The 23335-nt window shown below is 66.5% G+C and carries 15 protein-coding genes, 2 tRNA genes and 6 pseudogenes; 8 read left to right on the plus strand and 15 right to left on the minus strand.

Going from position 1 to position 23335, the window contains the following annotated elements:
• Positions 1 to 249 precede the first annotated feature (249 nt).
• Together sppA and MZV50_RS06365 are read right to left on the minus strand one after the other, a co-directional pair.
• A complete protein-coding gene (sppA, locus tag MZV50_RS06360) occupies positions 250 to 2037 on the minus strand; it encodes a signal peptide peptidase SppA (protein WP_252633574.1) in 1788 nt (595 codons plus the stop codon).
• Between the two features lie 174 nt (positions 2038 to 2211).
• A tRNA-Pro gene (locus MZV50_RS06365) sits at positions 2212 to 2288 on the minus strand.
• A gap of 165 nt (positions 2289 to 2453) precedes the next feature.
• Here MZV50_RS06365 and MZV50_RS06370 point away from each other — a divergent pair.
• The 5 genes and pseudogenes from MZV50_RS06370 to MZV50_RS06390 all read left to right on the plus strand — a co-directional run.
• Positions 2454 to 2527: transfer RNA gene (locus MZV50_RS06370), tRNA-Gln, on the plus strand.
• 198 nt (positions 2528 to 2725) lie between these two features.
• Entirely contained in the window at positions 2726 to 2878 is a 153-nt protein-coding gene (locus MZV50_RS06375) for a hypothetical protein (protein WP_252633575.1), read from the plus strand.
• Positions 2879 to 3202: 324 nt separating this feature from the next.
• The gene (locus tag MZV50_RS06380) at positions 3203 to 3634 is read left to right on the plus strand and encodes a MucR family transcriptional regulator (RefSeq protein ID WP_252633576.1); all 432 of its coding nucleotides are present in this window, start codon (positions 3203 to 3205) and stop codon (positions 3632 to 3634) included.
• Between the two features lie 276 nt (positions 3635 to 3910).
• A complete protein-coding gene (locus tag MZV50_RS06385; protein WP_252633577.1) occupies positions 3911 to 4246 on the plus strand; it encodes a hypothetical protein in 336 nt (111 codons plus the stop codon).
• Between the two features lie 81 nt (positions 4247 to 4327).
• A pseudogene (locus tag MZV50_RS06390) lies at positions 4328 to 5266 on the plus strand (IS1182 family transposase); the annotation flags it as partial.
• A gap of 20 nt (positions 5267 to 5286) precedes the next feature.
• Here the strand turns inward: MZV50_RS06390 and MZV50_RS06395 are convergent.
• Positions 5287 to 6506 (minus strand): annotated as a pseudogene (locus tag MZV50_RS06395) (IS256 family transposase).
• Positions 6507 to 6568: 62 nt separating this feature from the next.
• Between MZV50_RS06395 and MZV50_RS06400 the strand changes: the two are divergent.
• Positions 6569 to 6931 (plus strand): annotated as a pseudogene (locus MZV50_RS06400) (transposase); the annotation flags it as partial.
• A gap of 609 nt (positions 6932 to 7540) precedes the next feature.
• Here MZV50_RS06400 and MZV50_RS06405 read toward each other — a convergent pair.
• From MZV50_RS06405 to MZV50_RS06415, 3 genes are all read right to left on the minus strand, one after another.
• Entirely contained in the window at positions 7541 to 9346 is a 1806-nt protein-coding gene (locus tag MZV50_RS06405; protein WP_252633578.1) for an ATP-binding protein, read from the minus strand.
• Positions 9347 to 9421: 75 nt separating this feature from the next.
• Complete coding sequence (locus tag MZV50_RS06410; protein WP_252633579.1) at positions 9422 to 9973, minus strand: GNAT family N-acetyltransferase; 552 nt, start codon at positions 9971 to 9973, stop codon at positions 9422 to 9424.
• Positions 9974 to 10103: 130 nt separating this feature from the next.
• Complete coding sequence (locus tag MZV50_RS06415; RefSeq protein WP_252633580.1) at positions 10104 to 12311, minus strand: S9 family peptidase; 2208 nt, start codon at positions 12309 to 12311, stop codon at positions 10104 to 10106.
• A 20-nt stretch (positions 12312 to 12331) separates the two neighbouring features.
• Between MZV50_RS06415 and MZV50_RS06420 the strand changes: the two are divergent.
• Both MZV50_RS06420 and MZV50_RS06425 read left to right on the plus strand, forming a co-directional pair.
• A pseudogene (locus tag MZV50_RS06420) lies at positions 12332 to 13292 on the plus strand (trypsin-like serine peptidase).
• 85 nt (positions 13293 to 13377) lie between these two features.
• A pseudogene (locus MZV50_RS06425) lies at positions 13378 to 13574 on the plus strand (CsbD family protein).
• A gap of 100 nt (positions 13575 to 13674) precedes the next feature.
• Here MZV50_RS06425 and MZV50_RS06430 read toward each other — a convergent pair.
• From MZV50_RS06430 to MZV50_RS06470, 9 genes and pseudogenes are all read right to left on the minus strand, one after another.
• The gene (locus MZV50_RS06430) at positions 13675 to 15582 is read right to left on the minus strand and encodes a M1 family metallopeptidase (RefSeq protein WP_252633581.1); all 1908 of its coding nucleotides are present in this window, start codon (positions 15580 to 15582) and stop codon (positions 13675 to 13677) included.
• A gap of 45 nt (positions 15583 to 15627) precedes the next feature.
• Complete coding sequence (locus MZV50_RS06435) at positions 15628 to 16104, minus strand: OsmC family protein (protein ID WP_252633582.1); 477 nt, start codon at positions 16102 to 16104, stop codon at positions 15628 to 15630.
• Positions 16105 to 16117: 13 nt separating this feature from the next.
• Positions 16118 to 16435, minus strand: a complete 318-nt coding sequence (locus MZV50_RS06440) for a DUF1272 domain-containing protein (protein ID WP_252633583.1) — start codon at positions 16433 to 16435, stop codon at positions 16118 to 16120.
• A 228-nt stretch (positions 16436 to 16663) separates the two neighbouring features.
• The gene (locus MZV50_RS06445) at positions 16664 to 17113 is read right to left on the minus strand and encodes a MaoC family dehydratase (RefSeq protein WP_252633584.1); all 450 of its coding nucleotides are present in this window, start codon (positions 17111 to 17113) and stop codon (positions 16664 to 16666) included.
• 54 nt (positions 17114 to 17167) lie between these two features.
• Positions 17168 to 18517: an Nramp family divalent metal transporter gene (locus MZV50_RS06450; protein ID WP_252633585.1), complete on the minus strand. Its 1350-nt coding sequence runs from the start codon at positions 18515 to 18517 to the stop codon at positions 17168 to 17170.
• Positions 18518 to 18549: 32 nt separating this feature from the next.
• Complete coding sequence (locus MZV50_RS06455; RefSeq protein WP_252635194.1) at positions 18550 to 18891, minus strand: DUF4180 domain-containing protein; 342 nt, start codon at positions 18889 to 18891, stop codon at positions 18550 to 18552.
• A gap of 30 nt (positions 18892 to 18921) precedes the next feature.
• A pseudogene (locus MZV50_RS06460) lies at positions 18922 to 19929 on the minus strand (nucleotidyltransferase family protein); the annotation flags it as partial.
• 69 nt (positions 19930 to 19998) lie between these two features.
• A complete protein-coding gene (locus tag MZV50_RS06465) occupies positions 19999 to 21537 on the minus strand; it encodes an acyl-CoA synthetase (protein WP_252633586.1) in 1539 nt (512 codons plus the stop codon).
• A gap of 17 nt (positions 21538 to 21554) precedes the next feature.
• Positions 21555 to 23222, minus strand: a complete 1668-nt coding sequence (locus tag MZV50_RS06470; RefSeq protein WP_252633587.1) for a GMC family oxidoreductase — start codon at positions 23220 to 23222, stop codon at positions 21555 to 21557.
• Positions 23223 to 23335: the final 113 nt, after the last annotated feature.

Below are 23335 nucleotides of genomic sequence, written 5' to 3' on the forward strand. Positions count from 1 at the left end.
TGCGGTCAGCCAGCCTTGCGAGAGGTTTCAGCGGCATCGGGCCTAGTGACTTCCTCGATGCAACATCCGCCTACGCGCACGGCTTTGGCCGATCACCATCGCGCAGTCCGTCGGCTAGCCAGGGCGGTCGTTCTGGCGCGTCGCCACGGGCGCGAACGACTGCTTCCGATCCTCTAAGCCCATGGCGCCCAGCAAAAAGGCCGCCCAGGATGCCCCGGACGGCCTTCCGATCCTGCCTCCGCTAGAGCCTTACCGCACCGGCGTGTCCGCCAGCACCGACGCGCCGCCCGGCGCGGCGCGCAGGCGGGCGTGGGCCATCTCGTCGAGGATCGCCTGCGAGCGCGGATCGCCCAGCACCCAGGCGGCGGCCGCCAGGGTCTTGGCCGAGGCCTCGCTGACGCCCAGGAAGCGCTCGATCGCCTCGAACGGCGATTGGCCGCCGTCCATGCGCTTGAGGCGCACGCCGTCGTCCAGCTTGGCCAGGGCCTTGGCCTTGTCGACCGCGTCGTAGAAGCCGCCCAGTTCGTCGACCAGGCCCAGCTGCTTGGCCTGCTCGCCGGTCCAGACGCGACCCTTGGCGATCTCGCGCACGCGCTCGGGCGGCAGCTTGCGGCCCTCGGCCACCCGGGCGACGAAGCCGGCGTAGATGCGGTCCATCCAGCCGGCGAACTTGGCGCGCTGGTCGGGGGTGAAGCCCTCGGCCGAGCCGAACGCCTGGGAATAGTCCCCGCCGACGTGCAGGTCCTTGGTGTCGACGCCGAAGCGGGCCAGGGCGTCGCCCAGGGCGAACTTACCGCCATAGACGCCGATCGAGCCGGTCAGGGTCGAGGGTTCGGCGACGATCGAATTGGCCTGGCTGGAGATCCAGTAGCCGCCCGAGGCCGCGTAGGTCCCCATGCTGACCACGACGGGCTTGCCGGCCGCCTTGGCGCTCTTCACCGCCGCCAGGATCTGTTCGGACGCGGTGTCCGAGCCGCCGGGCGAGGAGACGCGGAAAACGATCGCTTTGACGTCCTTGTCGTCGGCCGCGGCCTTGAAGGCCTGGGCCACGTCGTCGGAATAGACGTTGCTGTCGCCGCCGAACGGCGAGCCGCCGCTGCTCGCGCCGGTGACGATCGCGCCCTCGGCCCCGATCACGGCGATGGCCGGGCCGGTCTTGACCGACGGCGGCTTGGAGCGATTGGCGTAGTCGTCGAAGTCGATCAGCTTGGCGCCCTTGCCGGCCTTATCCAGGGAGAAGGCCTGGATGTCGCTGACCTGGCCGACCTTGTCGATCAGGCCCTTGGCCTGGGCCTCCTGGGCGCCGTACGGGCCCTCCTCGAGAGTCTTGGTCAGCAGGACCGGGTCGCGCTTGCGGTCGACGGCGGCGCTGGTCAGGGCGGTGCGGTAGACCGAGCCCATCCAGGACAGCGTCGATTCCCGGTGAGCCGGGGTGTAGTCGCTATAGAGATAGGGGTTCACGGCGTTCTTGTATTCGTAGCGCTGCTCGTACTCGGCCTTGACCCCGTACTTGTCGAAGAAGCGCTTGAAGAACATCGACTCGGTCGAGACGCCGACCGCCTGGAAGCTGGAATCGGGCTGCATCCAGAACTCGCTGGTCGCCGCGCCCAGCATGTAGGTTGAGGTGACCATGCCCGAGGGGTAAAGCCCCTGGCTGTGGGCGTAGATCGGCTTCTTGCCGACCTCGCGGAAGTGCTTGAACGCCAGGCGCAGCTCATCGGCCGCGGCCGGGGCGATACCGCCCTCCGGCAGGCGCACCAGGACGCCCTGGACCTTGTCGTCCTTCTCGGCGCGGCGCAGCGTCTCGATGATCGACATCACCGAATCCCCGCCGCCGCCGCTCAGCGCCGCGAAGGGGTTCTTGGGCGCCTGGTCGGTGAGGCCGTCGCGAAGATCCAGTTGCAGGACGGTGTGGGCGGGGACGGGCGCGGGGCGGGCGGCCCCGGCGGCCATCACGATCAGCAGGAAGGGCACTCCGACCACGAACAACAGAAGGCCGACGAAGACGCCGGCGACGGTCAGGAAGAACTGCTTCATCGGAGGTCCTGCTTGCGAAGTCGTCGACAAGCTAACCGGTGTCGGGGCCGCAACCAAATGAAGAGCGCGCAACGAATCTCGTCACGGACGCCGCACAGGCCAAGCGCCGCTTTCGCGGCGCCTAAGCTTCTGTATTTTGGGCAGGTTTCCCGCTTCTGGCTAGCGGGGGAGAAATGGTCGGAGTGGCAGGATTTGAACCTGCGACCCCTGCGTCCCGAACGCAGTGCTCTACCAGACTGAGCCACACTCCGACTTGGAGGCCGGCCTTATAGGGGGCGGTTTCGGAGGGCGCAAGCGCCTTTTTCGAGGTTCGTTCGGGAGCCTGAAAAAACTTCTGAAATGGCCTGTTGCATCCATCCGAGTCGTGAGCTATCTCCACCGCCTCGCCGGGCCCACCAGGGTCTCGCCGTTCCTGCTGGGGAATGGTGTAATGGTAACACTGCGGTTTTTGGTACCGTCATTCTAGGTTCGAGTCCTAGTTCCCCAGCCACTTCCTCCCCGAAGACTTAGTGTTGCTGAAGGCTCCGCCCCGCGCGGGGAGAGCCGACTTGCGTGGTTTTGGCTCCGACGTACCGCGCCAGCGCAGCGAGGGTCCTGACGCCCGTGTCGCGGTCGATCGAGATCTTGGCGATACAACGGACTATCCGGGAAGTCGTGCGCGGCCGGCGAAGGCCTCGGGAAAACGGGCTTGGTCGCGGCGATGGCGCGCTTCGTCGGTGAAGCTTGGCTTTGCAGCGGCCTGTACGGCCATGAACGCTTCGGAAATCGGGATGTCGGCGTGCGAACGTTCCGCTGTCAGGTGCAGATGCGCAACGGCCGAGTCGACGAGGCCGCGCCATAAGGCGACGAGGCGGCTGGTCTGGCGGCGATCGTGACGTCGAGGCGTCGGGATGCGGTATTTGTCCGTGCGCCTGTTGATAACCGCTAAGTCCAGTTCGCAGTTGCGAGACAGAATGACACCCGCATGGGTTTAGGGATGGCTTCAAGCGTCTGATAACAACGTTTGCATACGTATAGTTGACGGAAATTCAGCTCGTTGAACGTGCTCATCCCCAGTCGATTGTTGCCGTTCTTCACGAATTGAAACAGAAAATCCGTCCGAACTACTTGTATTTTCGAGGTGAGGGTGTATTTGCGGACACACTAGGGGAATGGAGTTATGATCGTGGAAGACAAAGCGACCCTGATCGAGCTTACAGCGGAAATCGTCGCCAACTATGTGGCCAATAATTCGACGCCGGTTTCCGAACTTCCGGCGCTGATCCGGGCCACGCATGATGCTCTGGCTGGTATTGGCGCGCCGCCCGCGCCGACCGTTGAAGCCGTGAGCAAGGCCACGCCGGCTCAGATCCGCAAGAGCATCACGCCCGAAGCGCTGATCAGCTTCGAGGATGGCAAACCGTACAAGACGCTGAAGCGCCACCTGACGACCCACGGCATGACCGTGGCGGAGTACAAGGCCAAGTGGGGGCTGCCGAACGACTATCCGACGACCGCGCCCGCCTACAGCGAGGCCCGCTCGAAAATGGCCAAGGCCCTGGGCCTGGGCCAGGGCGGTCGCAAGGGCAAGGCGCCCGCGCGAGGCCGCAAGGGCTGATCGGCTTCCAAGCCTTTCGAGACAAGCCTTTCAAGAGACGAAAAGGGGACGCGGCGGGCGTCCCCTTTTTTGTGCGTTGCGCCTTGGTGACCCTTGGGGGCAAAGCGCTCGTCTTTCCTGCCTGAAGAGGGGATCCGAGACCGGCTCACTGACGGGTCGAATGGCTGCGTCCAACCCTTTCTTGACTGCCGGAACGTCTGCTACGCGTTCGCCATGTTTGGAGCACGCATAGCGATCCTAGGCCTTTCGACCGTCCTCATGGTCGGCTGCTCCCTCATGGCTCGAGAGGTCAGTGGCCCTTTCTACGTGATGTACGTCGCTGACAGTGATGAGCGAGCGTTATTCCGCTGTCCGGACGGTCCCAACGAGGGATGCGCGATTGACGGCTTGCCCGGTCCGGATGTGTTCGCCGCTGGCGGAAACGCGACGTACATCGTCGTTGCGCGACACCGCGCGGGTCGCGATGAATATTTCTATTTCCGTCGCGTTGCCGAGGAACGGCGCGGGTGGGGCGCCAATCCCGAGGTTATCGTTGGACCGCTCGGAAAGCCCGAGTTCGACGCTGCCTCCAAGCAGTTGGAATTGCCGGCGCTGATTGATTTTTCGCGGTAGGGCCGACGTCCACTCGCCACCGAGGCTGTGTGAAAACCCCGAAGCACCGTAGTCTTTAGGGGAAGGCTTCGGAGGTGCGGGATGGCGCGCTTTATCGAGGGAGAGGATCGTCGGCAGGTGGCGCTGCTACCGGAATGCCTGGACGATTACGTCGGCGAGGACAGTTCGGTCCGGGTGATCGACACGTTTGTGGACGAGTTGGATCTTGGAGCGCTAGGCTTTGACCGAGTGCGGGCCGCTTCGACGGGGCGGCCTGGCTATCATCCCGGCGCGATGCTGAAGCTCTATCTCTACGGGTACCTCAATCAGGTGCAGTCGAGCCGGCGGCTGGAGCGCGAAGCGGGGCGCAACACCGAGTTGATGTGGTTGCTGGGCAAGCTGGCCCCGGACTTCAAGACCATCGCCGACTTCCGCCGCGACAATGGCCAGGCGCTGCGGGCGGCCTGCGCCGCCTTCGTGGCGATCTGCCGGGACATCGGCCTCCTGACCGGCGGCGTGGTGGCGGTGGACGGCAGCCGGTTCAAGGCGGTGAACACGCGCGACAAGAACTACACGCCGGGCGCGGTGCGTCGGCGCATCGAGCAGGCCCAGGCGAGCATCGGGCGCTATCTGGAGGCGCTGGACGCGGCGGATCGCCAGGAAGGCGAAGAGGCTCAACTGCGCGGGGACCGCCTGAAGGACCGGCTGGACGCGCTGCGGCGGCAGGTGCGCGACCTCAAGGTGATGGAGGCCGAACTCGCCCAGGCTCCGGACGGGCAGATATCACTCACCGACCCCGACGCGCGGGCCATGGCCACCCACGGCAAGGGGACTGGGATGGTGGGCTACAATGTCCAGGCCGCCGTCGACGCTGAACACCATCTCGTCGTCGCCCATGAGGTGACCAACCAGGGCCACGACCGTAGCCAACTGGCCAACATGGCGGCGCGGGCCAAGGCGGCGACAGGGACGGACGCGCTGACGGTGCTGGCCGACCGGGGTTACTTCTCGGGACTGGGACTGTCAGGAATTTCGTGTGAAGGCCGGGCGGTTGAACATGTTTAGGCGGCGGCTCGGTTGAAGCGATGTCCGAAGAGGACGGCGAACTGAGCCTTGGCCATGTGCCACTCACGAGCGGGCATGGTCCATTCTTTCTCGGAGCGGTTCAAGACCAGGAAGAGAAGCTTCAGGGCGGCCTCGTCGGTGGGGAAGTGCCCCCTGGCGCGGACGGCCCTACGAAGCTTTGAGTTCAGGGCCTCGATGGCGTTGGTGGTGTAGATCAGGCGGCGAACGTCGTGCGGGAAGGCGAAGAAGGGGATAACCTCGTTCCAGGCCCTGCGCCAGGACATGCCGATGGCGGGGTATTTCTGGCCCCATTCGCCGACCTCAAAGGCGTCCAGGGCCGCCTGGGCGGCAACCGCGTCCACGGCCCGGTAGATGTCCTTGAGGGCGGCTGCGACCGGCTTTCGATCCTTGTAGGAGACAAAATCCAGGCTGTTTCGCAGCAGATGGACGATGCAGGTCTGGACCGTGGCCTCTGGGAAGACGGCGGTGATCGCCTCGGGAAACCCTTTGAGGCCATCGACCACGGCGATCAGCAAATCCTCAACGCCGCGATTTTTGAGCTCGTTCATGACCCGCAGCCAGAACTTGGCGCCCTCGTTCTGCTCAAGCCACAGGCCCAGGATTTCCTTGCCGCCATCGTGCCTTACGCCGAGCGCCACGTGCACGGCCTTGTTGCGGACCAGGCCCTCGTCGCGGATCTTCACCCTAAGGGCGTCGAAGAACACCAGCGGATAGACCGGCTCCAGCGGGCGGGCCTGCCAGGCGGCGATCTCGTCCAGGACCGCGTCGGTGACCACGCTGATTAGGTCGGGCGAGACTTCCACGCCGTAGAGCTCGCGCAAATGGCCGACGATCTCGCGGTTGCTCATGCCGCGCGCGTACATCGAGATGACCTTGTCGTCGAAGCCCGGAAAGCGGCGCTGGTACTTGGCGATCAGCGTCGGATCGAAACTGGCCTGGCGATCGCGCGGCACGTCCAGAGACAGCTTGCCCGCGTCGGTGATCACCGTCTTTGAGCCGTAGCCGTTGCGACTGTTGCCACTGCCGTGCGGGCCTCCAGATGGTGATCCATCTCCGCGTTCAGCGCCCGCTCGGCCAGCGCCTTCTTCAGGCCGTCGAGCAGCCCTCCAGGGTCAAAAGCTGTCTTGGCGTCGGCCCCAGCCAGTAGCTGGTCCAAAATCGCATCCGGAATAGAGGGCTCTTTGCGTCGGGCCATAGGGTCTCTCCTTGATTCCCATCATGCCCGGCCTTCACACGAAATTCCTGACAGTCCCCATGACCACCGTGGAGAACGGGCAAACCCTGCACCGCTACTGGAACCTCTCCGCCTGCAAGAGCTGCGCGCTGAAATCCCAGTGCACCCCGGCCAAGGAGCGCCGCGTCACACGCTGGGAGCACGAGGCCGTCATCGAGGCCATGCAGCGAAGGCTGGACCGACATCCCAAGGCCATGCGCATCCGACGACAGACCGTCGAGCACGTCTTTGGAACCTTGAAGGCCTGGATGGGATCCACCCACTTCAAGACCCGGCGGATGAACAACGTGGCCGCCGAGATGAGCCTGCATGTGCTGGCCTACAATCTCCGACGCGCCATCGCCGTCGTCGGCGCCCAACCGCTCATCGCAGCGATGCGGGCCTGAGAAAAAGAGACCCGCGCCGCCCACATCCCCCATGAGGTCCCAGGCGTTTCCACACAGCCTCCACCCCTTGCCGCACTTCACCCCGTCCGCTCTCCGGCCTGGCGACCAAAGTCCGGTTTCAGGCGCGCCATCAATTCCTGCACCCGCCCCTATTCAGACGATGCCACGTCCCGCTCCTAGGTGACCGGCCCCACGCTTGTCGGTCGGCTCACTGCCTTGCAGCTTCGGAGGACCGGAAAGGCGTGGGCAGCGGGTCGGCCTCGGGCGGCGCAAGATAGAAAAGGTAACCTTCGGCATTCGGCGCGTGCCAACGATGCCCTCTCTCGCGCCGGGATCGAGCAGCTGAAGACGGTAGTCAAAGGGGTAGCGAACGAGTTCGATCTCCCTGGAGGCGTCGCCGTATGCGTAGCGTCCTCTCGCGACGCGTTCACCGTCGAATGGGTTGGCGTTGTGGACCATGACGGAAGACTTACAGACGGATCGCCGAATGTCTGCACCCCACCCCGAACAGACGATGCACCTGTCCGCTTTCGTCAGCGACGACCGGACCTTGCCAGTGCCGGGGCATGTTCGTCATCTCGAGACTGAAATGACGTGGACTTGCGGGCCCTAGGCCACGCCGCGCGTGTCGGCTTCGCCCTCGACGTTCAGCGACAATACCTTGGCCAGAGCCTCGACCAGACGCGGGATTTCGACCGGCTTGGGCACCAGGGCGTCCATGCCGGCCTCGGCATAGAGCGTGCGTTCGTGGGTCAACACGCTGGCGGTGACGGCGATGATGGGCGTGCGCGGACGGCCCGAGCTGTGCTCGCCGGCGCGGATCGCCTGACTGGCCGCGACGCCGTCCATCACCGGCATGTGAATGTCCATCAGGATCGCGTCCCAGCGATCCTTCTCCCACATGGCCACCGCCTCGCGGCCGTCGACCGCGAAATGGCCGTTGACGCCCAGATGGCCCAGCAGGGTCAGCAGCACGGCGCGGTTGGTCTGATTGTCGTCGACCACCAGGATCTTGGGGGCTCCGGCCTCGACCTCGGGCGCCGCGATGTCCATCGCGGCGGGCGGCGCGGCGGGCGCGACCTCGGGCATCGGCAGGGTGACGGCGAAACAGGCGCCGCCCTCCGGCGACGGCGAGAACGCGATCGTCCCGCCCATCAGCTCGACCAGCGTCTTGCAGATGGCCAGGCCCAGGCCCGAGCCGCCGGCGCGACGGGTGCTGGAGCTGTCCAGCTGGGCGAACTTGGTGAAGAGACGGTCGCGCTGGTCCTCGGGAATGCCGACGCCGGTGTCGATGACGCGCACGGACAGGCTCTGGTCGTCGCCCTCGACGAGCACCCGCACGCCGCCGCTTTCGGTGAACTTGATGGCGTTGGAGATCAGGTTCGACATCACCTGGCGCAGCCGCTCGGCGTCGCCCAGGCGCCAGCCGGCGGCCGGCGGGGCGATCTCGAGGCTGAAGTCCAGGTCCTTGTCGCGGGCGAGGCCGCCGTAGAGCTGGCGCAGGGCGTCCAGGTGGGCCGAGAGGTCGAACGGGGCCGGAATGATGTCCATCTTGCCCGCCTCGACCTTGGAGATGTCGAGGACGGCGTTGATCACGCTGAGCAGCGAATGGCCCGAGGCGGTGATGGTGTCGAGGCGGCGGCGCTGGTCCGGCGCCAGTTCGCCCGCGGCCATGATCTGGGCCATGCCCAGCACGCCGTTGAGCGGGGTGCGGATCTCGTGGCTCATCGTCGCCAGGAACTCGGTCTTGGCGCGGTTGGCGGCCTCGGCGCTGAGGGCCAGGCTCTGGGCTTCTGTCTTCAGCCGGCGGTTCTCGGCCAGCTCGCGTTCCAGCTCGGCGTTCAGGGCCTCGCTGGCCAGGCGCGCGCGCACCTCGCGACCGACGACGCCGCGCATCATGGCCGAAATGCCGATCGCCGCGAAAGCGCCAGCCAGACCGATGAACATGTACTGGGCGACCGGATCGCCCGGCGCGTCGGAGGCCATCCAGCCCAGGCAGGCCATGGCCACGGCGACGCTGACCAGGGCCACGCGGCGGCTGGGCGCCGAGGTGGCGAAGGCCACCGACATCAGGACGAAATAGACCAGCTTAGCCGGTTCGAAGTGGATCAGCTGATAGGCGACCGTATTGCCCAGGAACAGGCCGTTCATGCCCAGCACCAGCAGCTCCAGCCTCGGGCCACCTAGGCGGGCCTTGCCGATCACGAACCAGCTGGCGAAGGCATAGAGCGCGGAGAAGACCGCCAGGCCCTCCAGCACGGCGAAGGCCGTCCCTTTTTCGTAGAAGGGGTGGGATAGACTGATCAGGACATAATAGAACGCCGTGGCGATCAGGTAGCCACGCGCGATCGGCACGTAGGCCTGGACCAGCGCGAGCTTGGACCGCCTCTGCTCGTCAGTCTTCGAAGCCGCCAAGACCTGCTCCCGACCTTCCCCAGCCGAATAGTCTGGCAGAAGAGTGGTTAAGCCTTATTTCGAAAGACGATACTTTTACACGCCGATCAAGCTCATTCCGGGGGCGTCCGGCGGCGTGTCCGTCCCGCCGTTCAGGGAACGCTGCATCCAGACCAGATCGACCCAGCGGCCGAACTTGTGGCCCATGCCCGGAAAGACGCCCTGTTTCTCGAAGCCCATGGCCGCGTGCAGGCCGATCGAGGCGGTGTTGCCGCTGTCGCCGATCACCGCGCACATCTGGCGCAGGCCCAGCGCCTCGCACTGGCTGATCAGCTCGCCCAGGAGCGCCTTGCCGACGCCCTTGCCCACGGCCTTGGGCGAGACATAGACGCTGTCCTCGACCGTGTAGCGATACGCCGCGCGCAGACGGAACGGGCCGGCATAGCAGTAGCCGACCACCGCGCCGTCCAGCTCGGCGACCAGGTAGGGCAGGCCGCGCTCCAGGAAGGCCGCGCGGCGGCGGCCCATCTCGGCCTCGTCCGGCGGGACTTCCTCGAAGGTGCCCAGGCCGTTCAGGACGTTCCAGGCATAGATGGCGGCGATCGCCGGCACGTCGGCGTCGGAGGAGGGGCGGATCACGACGCTCATTACAATCCTCTCCCCGTGGGAGAGGTGGCGCGAAGCGCCGGAGAGGGGAGTGATCCCGTCGACCGAACTTCCCCCTCCGTCCGCTTCGCGGACACCTCCCCCGCTTGGGGGAGGATTTCGACACTTACGCTCACGCCGTCTTCCACCCCTGTTCCACCGCCCACACCGCGAAGGCGTAGTCCAGGGCGATCTCCTTGAGGAAGTCAAAGCGTCCCGATGCGCCGCCGTGTCCGGCGTCCATATTGATCTTCAGCAGGACAGGTTTGCCGCTGGTCGAGGCGGGGCGCAGCTTGGCGACCCACTTCTCGGGCTCCCAGTAGGTGACGCGCGGATCCGACAGGCCGCCGGTGGCCAGGATCGCCGGATAGGGCTTGGCCGCCACGTTGTCGTAAGGGCTGTAGCTGGCGATGTAGTCGTAGGCCGCCTTGTCCTCCAGCGGATTGCCCCATTCGGGCCATTCCGGCGGGGTCAGGGGCAAGGTGGTGTCGCTCATGGTGTTGACCACGTCGACGAACGGCACCGCGGCGATGATCCCGGCGAACAGGTCCGGGCGCATGTTGGTGATCGCGCCCATCAGGAGGCCGCCGGCCGAGCCGCCATAGGCGACCGTGTTGGCGGGCTTGCCGTAGCCGGCCGCGTGCAGATGTTCGGCGCAGGCGATGAAGTCGGTGAAGGTGTTCTTCTTCTTGAACTTCTTGCCGTCCAGGAACCAGCCCCAGCCCTTTTCCGAGCCGCCGCGCGGGCAGGCGGTGGCCCAGATCCAGCCGCGGTCGACCAGGCTGAGGTTGCGGATCGAGAAGCTGGGCTCCATGGCGATGCCGTAACTGCCGTAGCCGTACAGCAGCAGCGGGGCCGAGCCATCCAGCTTGGTCCCCTTCTTCATCAGGATGAAGATCGGCACCTCGGTCCCGTCACTGGCCTTGGCGTTGAGGCGGCGGGTCTCGTACTGGGCCGGATCGTGGCCGGAGGGGATCTCCTGCGTCTTGCGCAGGGTCCGCTGGCGGCTCTTCATGTCATAGTCGAACCACTGCCGGGGCGTGGTCATAGAGTTGTAGACGAAGCGCAGATTGTCGGTGTCGTACTCGTAGCCGCCTTCCAGGCTCAGGGCGTAGGCGGCTTCGTCGAAGGCGATGGCGTGTTCGGTCCCGTCCAGCGCGGTGACGGTCACGCGGTTCAAGGCGTCGACCTTCTCCAGGCGCACGAACCAGCGCTTGAAGGCCATGGTGCCGGAGATCAGCCGGCCCGGCTGGTGGGCGACCCAGTCCTTCCAGTTCGCCTTGCCAGTGGCGTTTTCGGGACAGGTGACCAGCTTCCAGTCGACCGCGCCGTCGGCGTTGGTGCGGATGACCCAGTGGTCGTTCCAGTGCTCGACCTCGTAGCGGACGCCGACCTCGCGGGGATGGAAGACCACTGGCGTCGCGGTCGGGGTCGCGGCCGGGATGATCAGCGCCTCGCTGGTCTCCTGGTTGCCGCACGAGATGACGACATACTTCTCGGACGCGGTGACGCCCACGCCGATGAAGAAGCCCTCATCGGGCTCGTCATAGATCAGCACGTCGTCCTTGGCCGTTCCCTTGGCGGGGCGGCGATAGATCTTGGCCGGACGGCCGTTGTCGTCGCGGAACGTCCAGTACAGCCACTGGCTGTCGGGCGAGAAGCAGAAGTCGCCCGTGGTGCTCTCCACGGGGCTGTCCAGAACCTGGCCGCTCGCCAGGTCCTTGACGTGGACGCGATAGACTTCCGAGCCCTGCTCGTCGACGGCGAAGGCGTACAGCTTGTGGTCGGGCGAGTGGCCGGCGGCGCCGACCTGGTAGAAGGCCTTGCCCTTCGACTCCTTCTCCTCGTCCAGCAGGACCTCCTCGGTCCCGCCCGCCGTTCCAGCTTTGGCGGAGGGCTTGCGGGCGTGAATCGGGTGCTGCGCGCCCTTCTCGAAGCGGGTGTAATATTCGAAGGGGCCGTCCTTGCTGGGGACGCTGGCGTCGTCCTCCTTGATGCGGCCCTTCATCTCCTCGAACATTTTTTGTTGAACAGCCTCGGTCGAGGCCAGCATGGCCTTGGTGTAGGCGTTCTCGGCCGTCAGGTGCTCCTTGACGTCGGCCTTGATCAGCGACGGGTCGCGCAGGACCTTCTGCCAGTTGTCATCCTTCATCCAGGCATAGTCATCGGTCCGGGTCCGTCCCAGCTGCTCGATGGTCTTGGGGATCTTCTTGGCGACGGGCGGCGTGGGGCGAGCGGCGTTGTCGGCGGACATGGGGGACCCGAAAGCTGTTCCAGACAGGATGGTGGGGGCAGACGTAAGCACGGCCGCTGCGCTCGTCACCATTTGTCGACGATTCATGCGCAAAATCCCCCGTAACCCTGCACAACGCGCAACTGCGTCAGAACGACAACTTGCGGTGTGAGATTCCTGTGGTCAAATTCACTTTGTAGTCGGGCGACGAGTAGTAGCGAAGCGTAACAAGGGGGCGTCATGCCGTTGGATCTGTCCGTAGACCTGATCAAGGCCACGGTTCAGCTTGAGCAGCCGCTGGGCGACGGTTCGCGGACCGTCGGCACGGGTTTCCTCATTTCCGATCCGACCCCGGACGGCAAGCCGCGCACCATTCTGGTGACCGCCGCCCACGTCTTCGAGAAGATGCCGTCGATGTCGGCCAAGATCGGCTATCGCATCGAAGGCAGCGACTCGGTCTGGCGCTATGATCCCGAGACCCTGAAGATCCGCGACGGCGATCATCCGCTGTGGGTCAAGCACCCGACCCGCGACGTCGCGGCCATGGTGGTCGAGGCTCCGCCGGAGTTCGTCAAGGCGGCCATCCCGCTGAACTACCTGGCCAAGGACGACACCTTCAACAAGTTCAACCTGGGCCCCGGCGACGAGATGATGGCGCTGGGCTTCCCGCGCGGTCTCTCCGCGAACCCGGCCGGTTTCCCGATCCTGCGCTCGGGCCGCGTGGCCTCGTATCCGCTGGCCCCGGCGACCAATTTCCCGACCTTCCTGATGGACTTCTCGGTGTTCCCCGGCAATTCGGGCGGACCGGTGTTCATGGCCGAGGGCGCGCGCCGCCGGCCGGGCGCCAACGAGAGCCAGGAGGTCCAGTTCGTGGCCGGCCTGCTGACTCAGCAGGTCGAGCTGTCGGGCGAGCGCCTGGAGATCGGCATCGTCACCCACGCCAAGTTCATCCGCGAGACCCTGGCTATGCTGGACCAGGTTCCCGGCGCGCCGGTCACCCAGGCGCGGACCGCCAAGCCCGAGCCGGTGATGCCGGGCGCGACGCCGGCCGTGGCGGTTTCGGCCATGGCGATGGGCGCCTCGCACTAGCGGATTCCTGGTCCACTTTCTCGGAACGAGAGGCGCGCGAAGCCCGTTCTTGTTGGGACTTCAACACCAACATCAGGAGCGAGCCATGAGCACCAATCGTGTCGAAGGCGCCATCGACAAGGGCGCGGGCGCTATCAAGCAAGCCGTCGGCAAGGCCACCGGCAACGAACGCCTCGAAGCCGAAGGCGCCGTCCAGAAGGCCAAGGGTGACGTCCAGAACAAGGTCGGCCAGGCCCAGGACAAGATCGGCGACGCCATCAAGCGCTGAACGCCCGCCTATGACTAAAGAAAACGGCCGCCGGAGCGATCCGGCGGCCATTTTTGTTGTCTGGGCTTGGCTCATTCGTCTCCCCGGCTTTCGCCGGGGAGACGGATCGGAAGACTACTTCACCACCCCGTCCACCGTCTGGCGCGTCACCGCGTGGTATAGCGGTCGGGTCTTCGCATAGAGCCCCTTGGCGATGGGCCGGCCCCAGTCGCCCTGGGCCATCAGGTCCTTGAACAGCGGGGCGACGAACTTGCGGCGGCCCTGTTCGGTCAGGAAGGTTTCTAGCGACGGCACGGCCGGCTGGTAGCGGTTGGCCACGGCCAGTTCCAGCCACACGAAGCGGATCTCGCTGTTGCCTTGAGCGGAAAGGCCGAAGGCCTTGTCCAGCGTCGCCAGCCGCTCGTCCGACAGCTTGCGCGGCAGGCTGGCGACGAAGCGGGTGCGCTCGGGCGTGCTCCAGGCGTTCCATTTGGCCAGCGGCGCGGGCCCGCCCTGGGCGAAGGCGGCGGCCAGGGCGTCCACGGCGGGGAAGGCCGCCGACTTGATGTGCACGGCGTTGTCCGGCAGCCCCACCTCGTAGACCCACTTGTCGATGCCGATCGCGGCTTCCAGCTTGGGATCGCCCTTGATCAGGTTCTGGCGCAGGTCGGCGACGAAGCCGGCGGTGGTTTGGCTCTGGAAGGCGTGGCGGGCGAAATAGCTCTTGAGATACGCGTCCCAGCGCGGCCGGCCGACGGCCTTTTCGATGGTGCGAAGGAAGGTCGCGCCCTTCTGGTAGGCGATGTCGGTCATGCCGTCGTCGGGATCGCGGCCGGTCAAGTCCAGGTGCAGGCGAGTGTCGGCGCCGGTGGGGCCGCCGGCGTCCTTGATGGCGTCCTGCAGGTCGCTCCAACCCAGATCGGCCAGCATGTCGGCGCGCGGCTTGCCGTATAGCTTCTCCATGATCCGGTTCTCGAAATAGTCGGTGAAGCCCTCGTTCAGCCAGAAGTCCGACCAGGTGGCGTTGTTGACCAGATTGCCCGACCACGAGTGGGCCAGCTCGTGCGCCACCAGGCTGACCAGCGAGCGGTCGCCGGCGATGATGGTCGGGGTGGCGAAGGTCAGGCGCGGGTTTTCCATGCCGCCGAACGGGAACGACGGCGGCAGCACCAGCAGGTCGTAGCGACCCCAGGCGTAGGGGCCGTAGAGGCTCTCGGCCGCCGCGACCATCTTCTCGACGTCGACCAGCTCGTAAGCCGTCTTCTTCATCACCGACGGCTCGGTATAGACGCCGGTCCGCTTGCCCAGCGGGGTGAAGGTCAGGTCGCCGATCGCGATGGCGATCAGGTACGAGGCGACCGGCTTGTCCATGCTGAAGCGATAGGCGCGCGAGCCGTCCGGCAGCGGCTCGCCGTTCGGCGTCAGCATCTTGGCGCTCATCACCGCCTTCAGTCCCTTGGGCGCGACGATGCGGGCGGTCCAGGTCTGGCGGATGCCCGGGCTGTCCTGGGTGGGGATCCAGGTGCGGTTCAGGATCGCCTCGCCCTGGCTGAACAGATAGGGCTTCTGCTTGCCGGCGGTCTGGGCGGGCGTCAGCCACTGCAGGGCCGCGCCGTCGGGGGCGCTGTCGTAGCTGACCACGATCCGGCGATTGCCGTTGAGCGTGACCGTCAGCGGCGCGCCCAGGATCGGATCGGCCTTGCCCAGGCTCCACGGCAGCGCCTTACCCTTGGCGTCGGTGACGCCATGGATGACCAGGCCCTTGGTGTCGAGCACCACGTCCTTCGCGCCCGGCGCGGCGGCGATGTCCAGCGCGGCCGTGCCGGTCATCTTGTGGCCGGTGAAATCGGCGGTCAGGTCCAGGTCGATGTGCGTGACCCGCGCGACCAGTGGCTGGGCGTAGGAGTGGATGTCGCGCGCCTCGGCGGTCTTCAGGATCGCGGGGACCGGCGGCGGCGCCTTGGAAGAGACTTGCGCCAGCACGGGCGCGGCGACGCCGCACAGCAGGAGCGACAGCAGAATGGCGCGGGCTTTGGAGGTCATGGATCTTCCCTGTGCGAAGGGAGATGTCTATGCGCCCGCCTGGGGTCAGGCGTCCACTTCCTCGTAGGTCGCCGCGTAGTCGACGGGGAAGTTCACCGAGCGGGCGATGAAACAGACCTTATGGATCTCGCGGTGGATGGCGTCGGCCTTGGCGAGATCCGCGCCGCGCTCGACCCGGATGAGCGGCCGCAGGGTCGCGCGCAGGAAGCGCCCGGCGCCGTCGGGCGTGCTCTCGCCGACGCCGATCGGCTGGTCGCGATAGCCGCGCACCACGATCCGGGCGTTGCTGGCCAGGTGCAGGTACCACAGCATGTGGCAGGCGCTCAGCGACGACAGCAGCAGGTCTTCCGGGTTGTGCAGGCTCGGGTCGCCGCCCAAGAGCGGGTCGTTGGAGCAGGGCACGGGCGGCTTGCCGAGCGTGGCGATGGTCCAGGTGCGGTCATAGCCGCGATAGGTCCGCGTGCCGTCGCCGCGATCGCCGGTCCATTCGATCAAGCTGGTGTAGTCGTGCTGCTTGGCCATCTGCCGCTTCTCCCTAACGGTCTTGGGGAGGGACATCCTTCAGCCGCGCAGTCATGGCGGCGATCTCGTCCCGGCTCCAACGGGTGTGTTTGCGGGTCTGGCTGGCGGGATGGAAGCCCAGGCCGAGTGAAATATGCGGATGGCGCCAGGCTTGGCGCGGACGGATCGGGCGCGGCGCCAGGCCGCCGCCGCAGGTCGGGCAGACGTTATGTAGGACGTCGTCGGCGCACGCGGCGCAGTAGGTGCACTCGTAGCTGCAGATGCGGACGTTCAGCGCGTCCGGCGGCAGATCGACGTCGCAGAGTTCGCAGTTGGGGCGGAGCTCGAGCATGCGGCTGGGTAGCGCGAGCGGAAGCCTCGCGAAATGACGGCCATCCCTCGATTTATGCCAAACCTCACTGCCTCCCTAGGCCTTGTGCCTAGGGCCCATCGTTCCGCCTCTCAAATTTCCAGAGGAGCGCTGCCACGATGGCGGAGAACTCCAATCGATACCGTGTCTGGCGGGCAAATGGGTCCTCGCCACAAGGGGGAGGAAGGCGATGTAGGTGGGAAGAGAACGCTAAGCCCCGTAGATCACCGAGATCGTCTCGGCCACGCAGGCGGGGCGCTCTTCGCCCTCGATCTCGATGGTGCATTCGTTCTTCATCTGCAGGCCGCCCGACTTGGGCTCGGCCGAAAGCAGTTTCTGGCGCATGCGCACGCGCTTGCCGACCCGGACCATGCCGGTGAAGCGGACCTTGTCGCAGCCGTAGTTGATGCCGCGCGTGACGCCGGTGACGCGCAGGATGTCGGCGCCCAGCATCGGGATCAGCGACAGGGTCAGATAGCCGTGGGCGATCGGGCCGCCGATCTCCTTGGTGGCGCGTTCGACGTCGACATGGATCCACTGGTGGTCGCCGGTGGCCTCGGCGAACAGGTTCACGCGCTCCTGGGTGACCTCGACCCAGTCCGACACCCCGATCTCCTGGCCGACCAGGCTGGCGACGTCGGCGTAGGCGACTTCCTTCATGACTTTTCTCTCCCAAACGATTGTTTGGATAGAGACCAGCCCGCGCCGCGCGGGTCAACCGGAGAAGGTCGAGACCACCAGCCAGACATTGGCCGCCGAGATCACCACGAACAGGAACCAGGCCACGATCTTGGTGAGCCAGCCGTTGGCGAACGCGCCCATCAGCGCCTTGTCGTCGGTGAAGCGCAGCAGCGGCCAGATGGCGAACGGCAGCTGGGCCGATAGCACCACCTGGGTCAGGACCAGCAGCTTGCCGACCGAGTGCTCGCCCAGGGTCAGAACGCCGATCAAGGCCGGGACGATGGCCAGGCCCCGGGTGATCAGCCGCCGTTGCCAGCAGGGGATCTTGAGGTTCAGGAACCCCTCCAGGATCACCTGACCGGCGATGGTGCCGGTGAAGGTCGAGCTCTGGCCCGAGGCGAACAGGGCGATGGCGAACAGCACCCCCGCCAGCACGCCACCGGTGACCGGCGCCAGCAGCTGGTGCGCCTCCTCGATGCCGGCCACCTGCGTCAGGCCCGTTCCGTGAAAGGCCGAGGCCGCCAGGATCAGGATGGCGGCGTTGATCAGTAGGGCCAGCAGCAGCGACACCACCGTGTCGACGGTCGACAGACGGATGGCGGCGCGCTTGCCCGGCTCGTCGGCCGGCGTGACTCGCGTCTGCACGATCGCCGAGTGCAGATAGAGGTTATGCGGCATGATTGTCGCGCCCAGTATGCCGATCGCCAGGTAGAGGGCGTTGCCCTGCTGCAGCGCCGACAGCGACGGGACCAGGCCGCGCGCCACGTCGCCGGCGTTCGGCGGGGCCAGGATCAGCTGGACCAGGAAACAGATCCCGACCGTCGAGATCAAACCGAGGATGATCGCTTCCAGCTGTCGGAAGCCCTTGCCCTTCAGGCCCAGCACGATGACCGTGTCCAGCGCGGTCAACAGCACGCCGGCCCACAGCGGTATGCCCAGCAGCAGCTTGAAGGCCAGGGCGCTGCCCAGCACCTCAGCGATGTCGCAGGCGATGATGGCCAACTCGGCCAGCAGCCATTGGACCTTGACCGTCTTCGGTCCGAACCGCTCGCGCGACATCCGCGCCAGGTCCTTGCCGGTGACCAGTCCCAGCCGCATCGACAGGGTTTGCAGCACGATGGCCGCCAGGCTGGACAGCACCACCACGAACAGCAGGCTGGTTCCGTAGCGCGAGCCGGCCTCGATGTCGGTCGCCCAGTTGCCGGGGTCCATGTAGCCGACGCTGACCAGCAGGCCCGGCCCCGCCACCCGCAGCATCCGCTTCCAGGTCGGCAGGCCGTCGGGAACCGTGACCGCGCCCCGCACCTCCGAGGGGCAGAACGGCGCGGTGGCGGTCTTTGGAAGCGAGAACCGGGGCAGGCGGTCGAGCAGGGCGGCGAGCATGCGGTCTAGTTAGAGTGGCACGGCCCCGCTTGTCAGCCCTCGGCGGCCAGTCGCGCGTCCAGGGCGGCGCGATCGTTCACGAACCACACCTGGCGCCCCTTGTTGGACTCGAACACGAAGTCGCGCAGGCTGCGGCTGGCTTTCGTGCGGGCGGTGATGTCGCCGACGAAGGCCAGGCGCATGCGGTAGTTGGTGAACTTCTGGATCACCTCGCCGGCGATGCGGCTCGACAGATCCAGGAAGCCGTCGGCCAGCCGCTCGACCGGCACGACGACGAGGTCGGCCTCAGCGCCCCAGGCCTCGCCCAGCAGGTCGTTGGTTGTGGCGGCGTCCAGCGGCGGGCCTTCGGCGGTGGCGAACAGGATCTTGGTCATGGCGGGCAGATAGGCGACGCGCCGTAAGCTTTCCAGCGCCGCGCGGGCTTGCTCGGGCAGCAGGCTCACCGCCTGATCCAGCAGTTCCCGCCAGGCCTCGCCCCGGTCACGGGCCTCGGCATAGGCGTCGCGCAGGGCGAAGGGATCGTCCTGGGCCAGCGCTTGGATCAGAGCCTGAGCCTGTTCGAGATCCTTACGGCGCTTGGGATTGGCCTGGCTGCGCTTGCGGGAGATGATCAGCTTGTGGACCGCATAGCGAGCCGGTGCGGGGACGCGCACCAGCACGCCATCGCCGTGCAGGACGGCGGCCTCGACCGTCTCACGCAGCAGGAAGTCCATGAACCGCAGCGGCGTGGCGTCCGTTTTCAAGGCTTCCAACCGCGACGTCTCCTCATCGCCGGCGTGGCGGCTGGTGGTCAGGACGTCGACCGCATAACCGTCCGGCGTGCGATAGGTCGCGCTTTTGCTGGGATCCAGCTTGGGTACGGGGGAGAAGGCCTGATCGGCCGCGCGCAGGACGTCGAGGAATGATCGGTCCAGCCCATCATCGATCGCCATCGAGATCCCATAGTCCTGGGCGATGTCGAGATTGCCGGTTCGAGCCGCCTGGGCGGGCAAGATGAAGCCAAGGGCCGCGCCATAGGTCTGGAAAGCGACCGTGCCGACCACGGCCGCGCGCAGGCGGAACACGCCCGCGTGCGCCAAGACGTTCAGGATGCGACCCGTACGCTCGTCGGGCGCGTGCAGACCTGCGGCGCGCAGCGCGCGAACCAGCAAGCGACGACCTTCGGCGGCGCTCTTTACGGACTTGGCGCGCTGAATGGTGTCGAGCAGTTCGGGGGTTTCGAGACCCAGATAGCGCTCTGGGCGCTCGCCTTGGGTTTGGCGCGAGCGGGCATACCAATAAAAGCGCCCCTTGCGCTCGCGGCGCAGGAAGCTCGCGCCCTCGCCAAACTCAGCGATGCCGGCTGCACGGAGCTGATCCAGCAACTCGGCGACGTTCGTATGGATCGCCAGGGGAAGGCGTTGAAGGGTCACGACATCACCGTTGCCACCACTTTTGAATTTGTGGTGGCAACTCTGTTGAAAATCAACAAAAAGGTGAAACTACACGATCCGGCTCTCGCCCTTGCCCCAGTAGGCGTCGCGGATCAGCCGCTTGTAGAGCTTGCCGGTCGGGTGGCGGGGCAACTCGGCCATGAAGTCGATCCGCCGCGGCGACTTGACGTGGCTGAGGTTGGCGCGGGCGAAGGCCATCAGTTCGGCGGCGAGGGCGGCCTGATCGCTCGTCTGGTCCATCGGCTGGATGACCGCCACCACCTGCTCGCCCATCTCCTCGCACGGCGCGCCGACCACGGCGGCGTCGGCGACCTTGGGGTGGGTGATCAGGAGGTTCTCGATCTCCTGCGGATAGATGTTCACCCCGCCCGAGATGATCATGAAGCTCTTGCGGTCGGTCAGGTACAGATAGCCGTCTTCGTCGGCCCAGCCGACGTCGCCCAGGGTCGTCCAGCCGTGTCTGTTGTAGCTCTCGGCGGTCTTGTCGGGGGCGTTGTGGTAGTTCACCGCCGGGCCGTTGGCGAAGTAGACCGTACCTTCGGTGCGCGGCGGCAGCGGGTCGCCATTCTCGTCGCAGATGCGCAGCTCGCCCAGCACCGCCTGGCCGACGCTGCCTTTGTGGGCCAGCCAGTTGTCGGAATTGATCCAGCAGAACCCGTTGCCCTCGGTGCCGGCGTAGTACTCGTAGATCACCGGCCCCCACCAGCCGATCATCTGTTCCTTGACCGGCACGGGGCAGGGAGCAGCCGCGTGGACCGCCGACTTCATCGACGAGACGTCGTACTTGGCGCGGGTCTCCTCGGGCAGTTTCAGCATGCGCACGAAGTGGGTCGGGACGAACTGGCCGCAGTTGACCTTGTGCTTCTCGATCAGGTCCAGGGCGGCCTCGGGATCGAACTTCTCCATCACGATCACCGTGCCGCCCAGCTTGTGGACGGTCATGCACCAGCGCAGCGGGGCGGCGTGATAGAGCGGGGCGGGCGAGATGTAGACGCTGTCGCCCGAGAAGCCGAACAGCCCCTGGGCCATCATCTGCAGGGCGTTGGGCGCGTCGATCGGACCGCCGCTCAGGGCCGGCTTGACGCCCTTGGGGCGGCCGGTGGTGCCCGATGAATAGAGCATGTCCGAGCCGGCGGTCTCGTCGGCGACAGGCGTGGGCGGCTGGCCGGCGAAGGCCGCGCCGAGGTCGGCATAGGCCCCGTGCGGACCGCCGGCGGCGAACAGGGTCAGGTTCGGGACCAGCCGGGCGATCTCGTCGATCAGTGGGCCCATGGCGGTGGAGGTGATGAACACCTTGGCCCCGCAGTCCTTGAGGATGTACTCGGCCTCGCCCGCCGTCAGTTTGGTCGAGACGCAGACGAAATAGAGGCCCGCGCGCTGGGCCGCCCAGGCGACCTCGAAGAAGCGGGCGTTGTTCTCCATCAGGATGGCGATGACGTCGCCGGGCTTCAGGCCCAGCGACCGGAACAGGTGCGCGCCTTGGTTCGAGCGCGCGTCTAGCTGGGCGTAGGTCACGACCTCGCCGGAGCCGGCCATGACGTAGGCCGGCTTGTCGCCTTGGGCCTGGGCGTGGAGGTAGGGGTGCATCTCGATACCTCTTTGGCTTAAGCGGCGACGGGCGCGCGGGCGGCTTCGCGGATCATGTCGCTGGCCTTCTCGGCGATCATGATGGTGGGGGCGTTGGTGTTGCCGGAGACCAGGCGCGGCATCACCGAGGCGTCGACGACGCGCAGGCCGTCCAGGCCGCGCACGCGGAGCTGAGCGTCCACGACGGCCATGGGGCCGTGGCCCATCTGGCAGGTGCCGACCGGGTGATAGATGGTCGAGCCCGACAGGCGAGCGTAGTCCAGAAGCTGGCTGTCGGTGCGGAACTCGCCGCCCGGATTGATCTCGCTGTCGACATAGGGTGAGAGGGCCGGGGCCTCGCCGATCTTGCGGGCCCATTTCAGGCCGGCGACGGCGACTTCCTGGTCCAGCGGGTCGGCCAGATAGTTGGCGAAGATGCTGGGATACTCCGCCGGATCGGCCGACTTGATGCGGATGTGGCCGCGGCTCTCGGGACGCAACTGGCAGGGGGCGATCGTCAGGCCCGGCAGGTCCTCCAGCTCCATCTTCTGCTCGTTGACCAGCTTATCCAGGTCCATGGTCGCGGGCAGGATGTGAAACTGGATGTCGGGGCCGACCAGATCGGGGCGCGACTTGCAGAACGCGGCGATGTGCGCGGCCGACAGGGTCAGGAGGCCCTTGCGCTGGAACAGGTAGCGCAGCGCCTCGCCGGCCAGGCGGCCGCCCTTGGACTGCTCGTTGACCGAGACGACGCCGGCCTTCAGCCGATAGCGCACGCTCATCACGTAGTGGTCCTGCAGGTTTTCGCCGACGCCGGGCAGGTCGGCGATCACGGGAACGCCGTTGCGGATCAGGAGCTCGGCCGGCCCCACGCCCGACAGCTGCAGCAGTTGCGGCGAGTTGATCGCGCCGCCCGCGAGGATCACCTCGGCGCGGGCCATGGCCACGCGCTTGACGCCGTTCTGGGTGAATTCGACGCCGGTGGCGCGGCGGCCCTCGAACAGGACGCGGCCGGCCAGGGCGTTGGTCTCGACCTTCAGGTTCGGGCGGGTCATGGCCGGGTGCAGATAGGCCACCGCCGCCGAGCAGCGTTGCCCGTTCTTGACCGTCAGCTGGTAGTAGGTCGCGCCTTCCTGCGACGAACCGTTGACGTCGTCGTTGCGCGGAATGCCGGCCTGCTCGCAGGCCTCGATCACCGCGTCCGAGACGGGGTGCTTGGTCGTGACGTCCGAGACGTTCAGCGGACCGCCCGTGGCGTGCCAGTCGCAGCCGCCGCGCTCCTGGTGTTCGGCGCGGCGGAAATAGGGGGCGACGTCGTCCCAGCCCCAGCCCTCGCAGCCCAGCTGTCGCCAGCCGTCATAGTCGGCGTGCTGGCCGCGGATGTAGAGCAGGCCGTTGATCGAGGACGAGCCGCCCAGCACCTTGCCGCGCGGCCAGACGTGGGTGCGGCCGCCCGTGCCGGGGTCGGGCTCGGTCTGGTACAGCCAGTTGACCTTGGGATCCTTCAGGGTCGACGAGTAGCCGACCGGGATGTGGATCATCAGGTTCGAGGCGAACTGGCCGAGGTTCTTGGTCGGGCGGTCGTCGCCGCCGGCCTCCAGCAGCACGACCTTGAACTTGCCGCCCTCGGACAGCCTGGCCGCCAGCACGCAGCCGGCCGAGCCCGCGCCCACGATGACGTAGTCGGCCTCGATGATCCCGGTCATCGTCTCTCTCCCTTCACCGTCGCGCGTGTCTCCGCATGATCAGTGTTCAGTTGAGAGCATGCGCCCAGGTTTAGCGATCGCGCAAGTTGCCGTCGCGGCGCCGTTGGTCCGAC

The sequence above is a fragment of the Caulobacter segnis genome, from assembly GCF_023935105.1.
GTDB lineage: Bacteria > Pseudomonadota > Alphaproteobacteria > Caulobacterales > Caulobacteraceae > Caulobacter > Caulobacter segnis_B.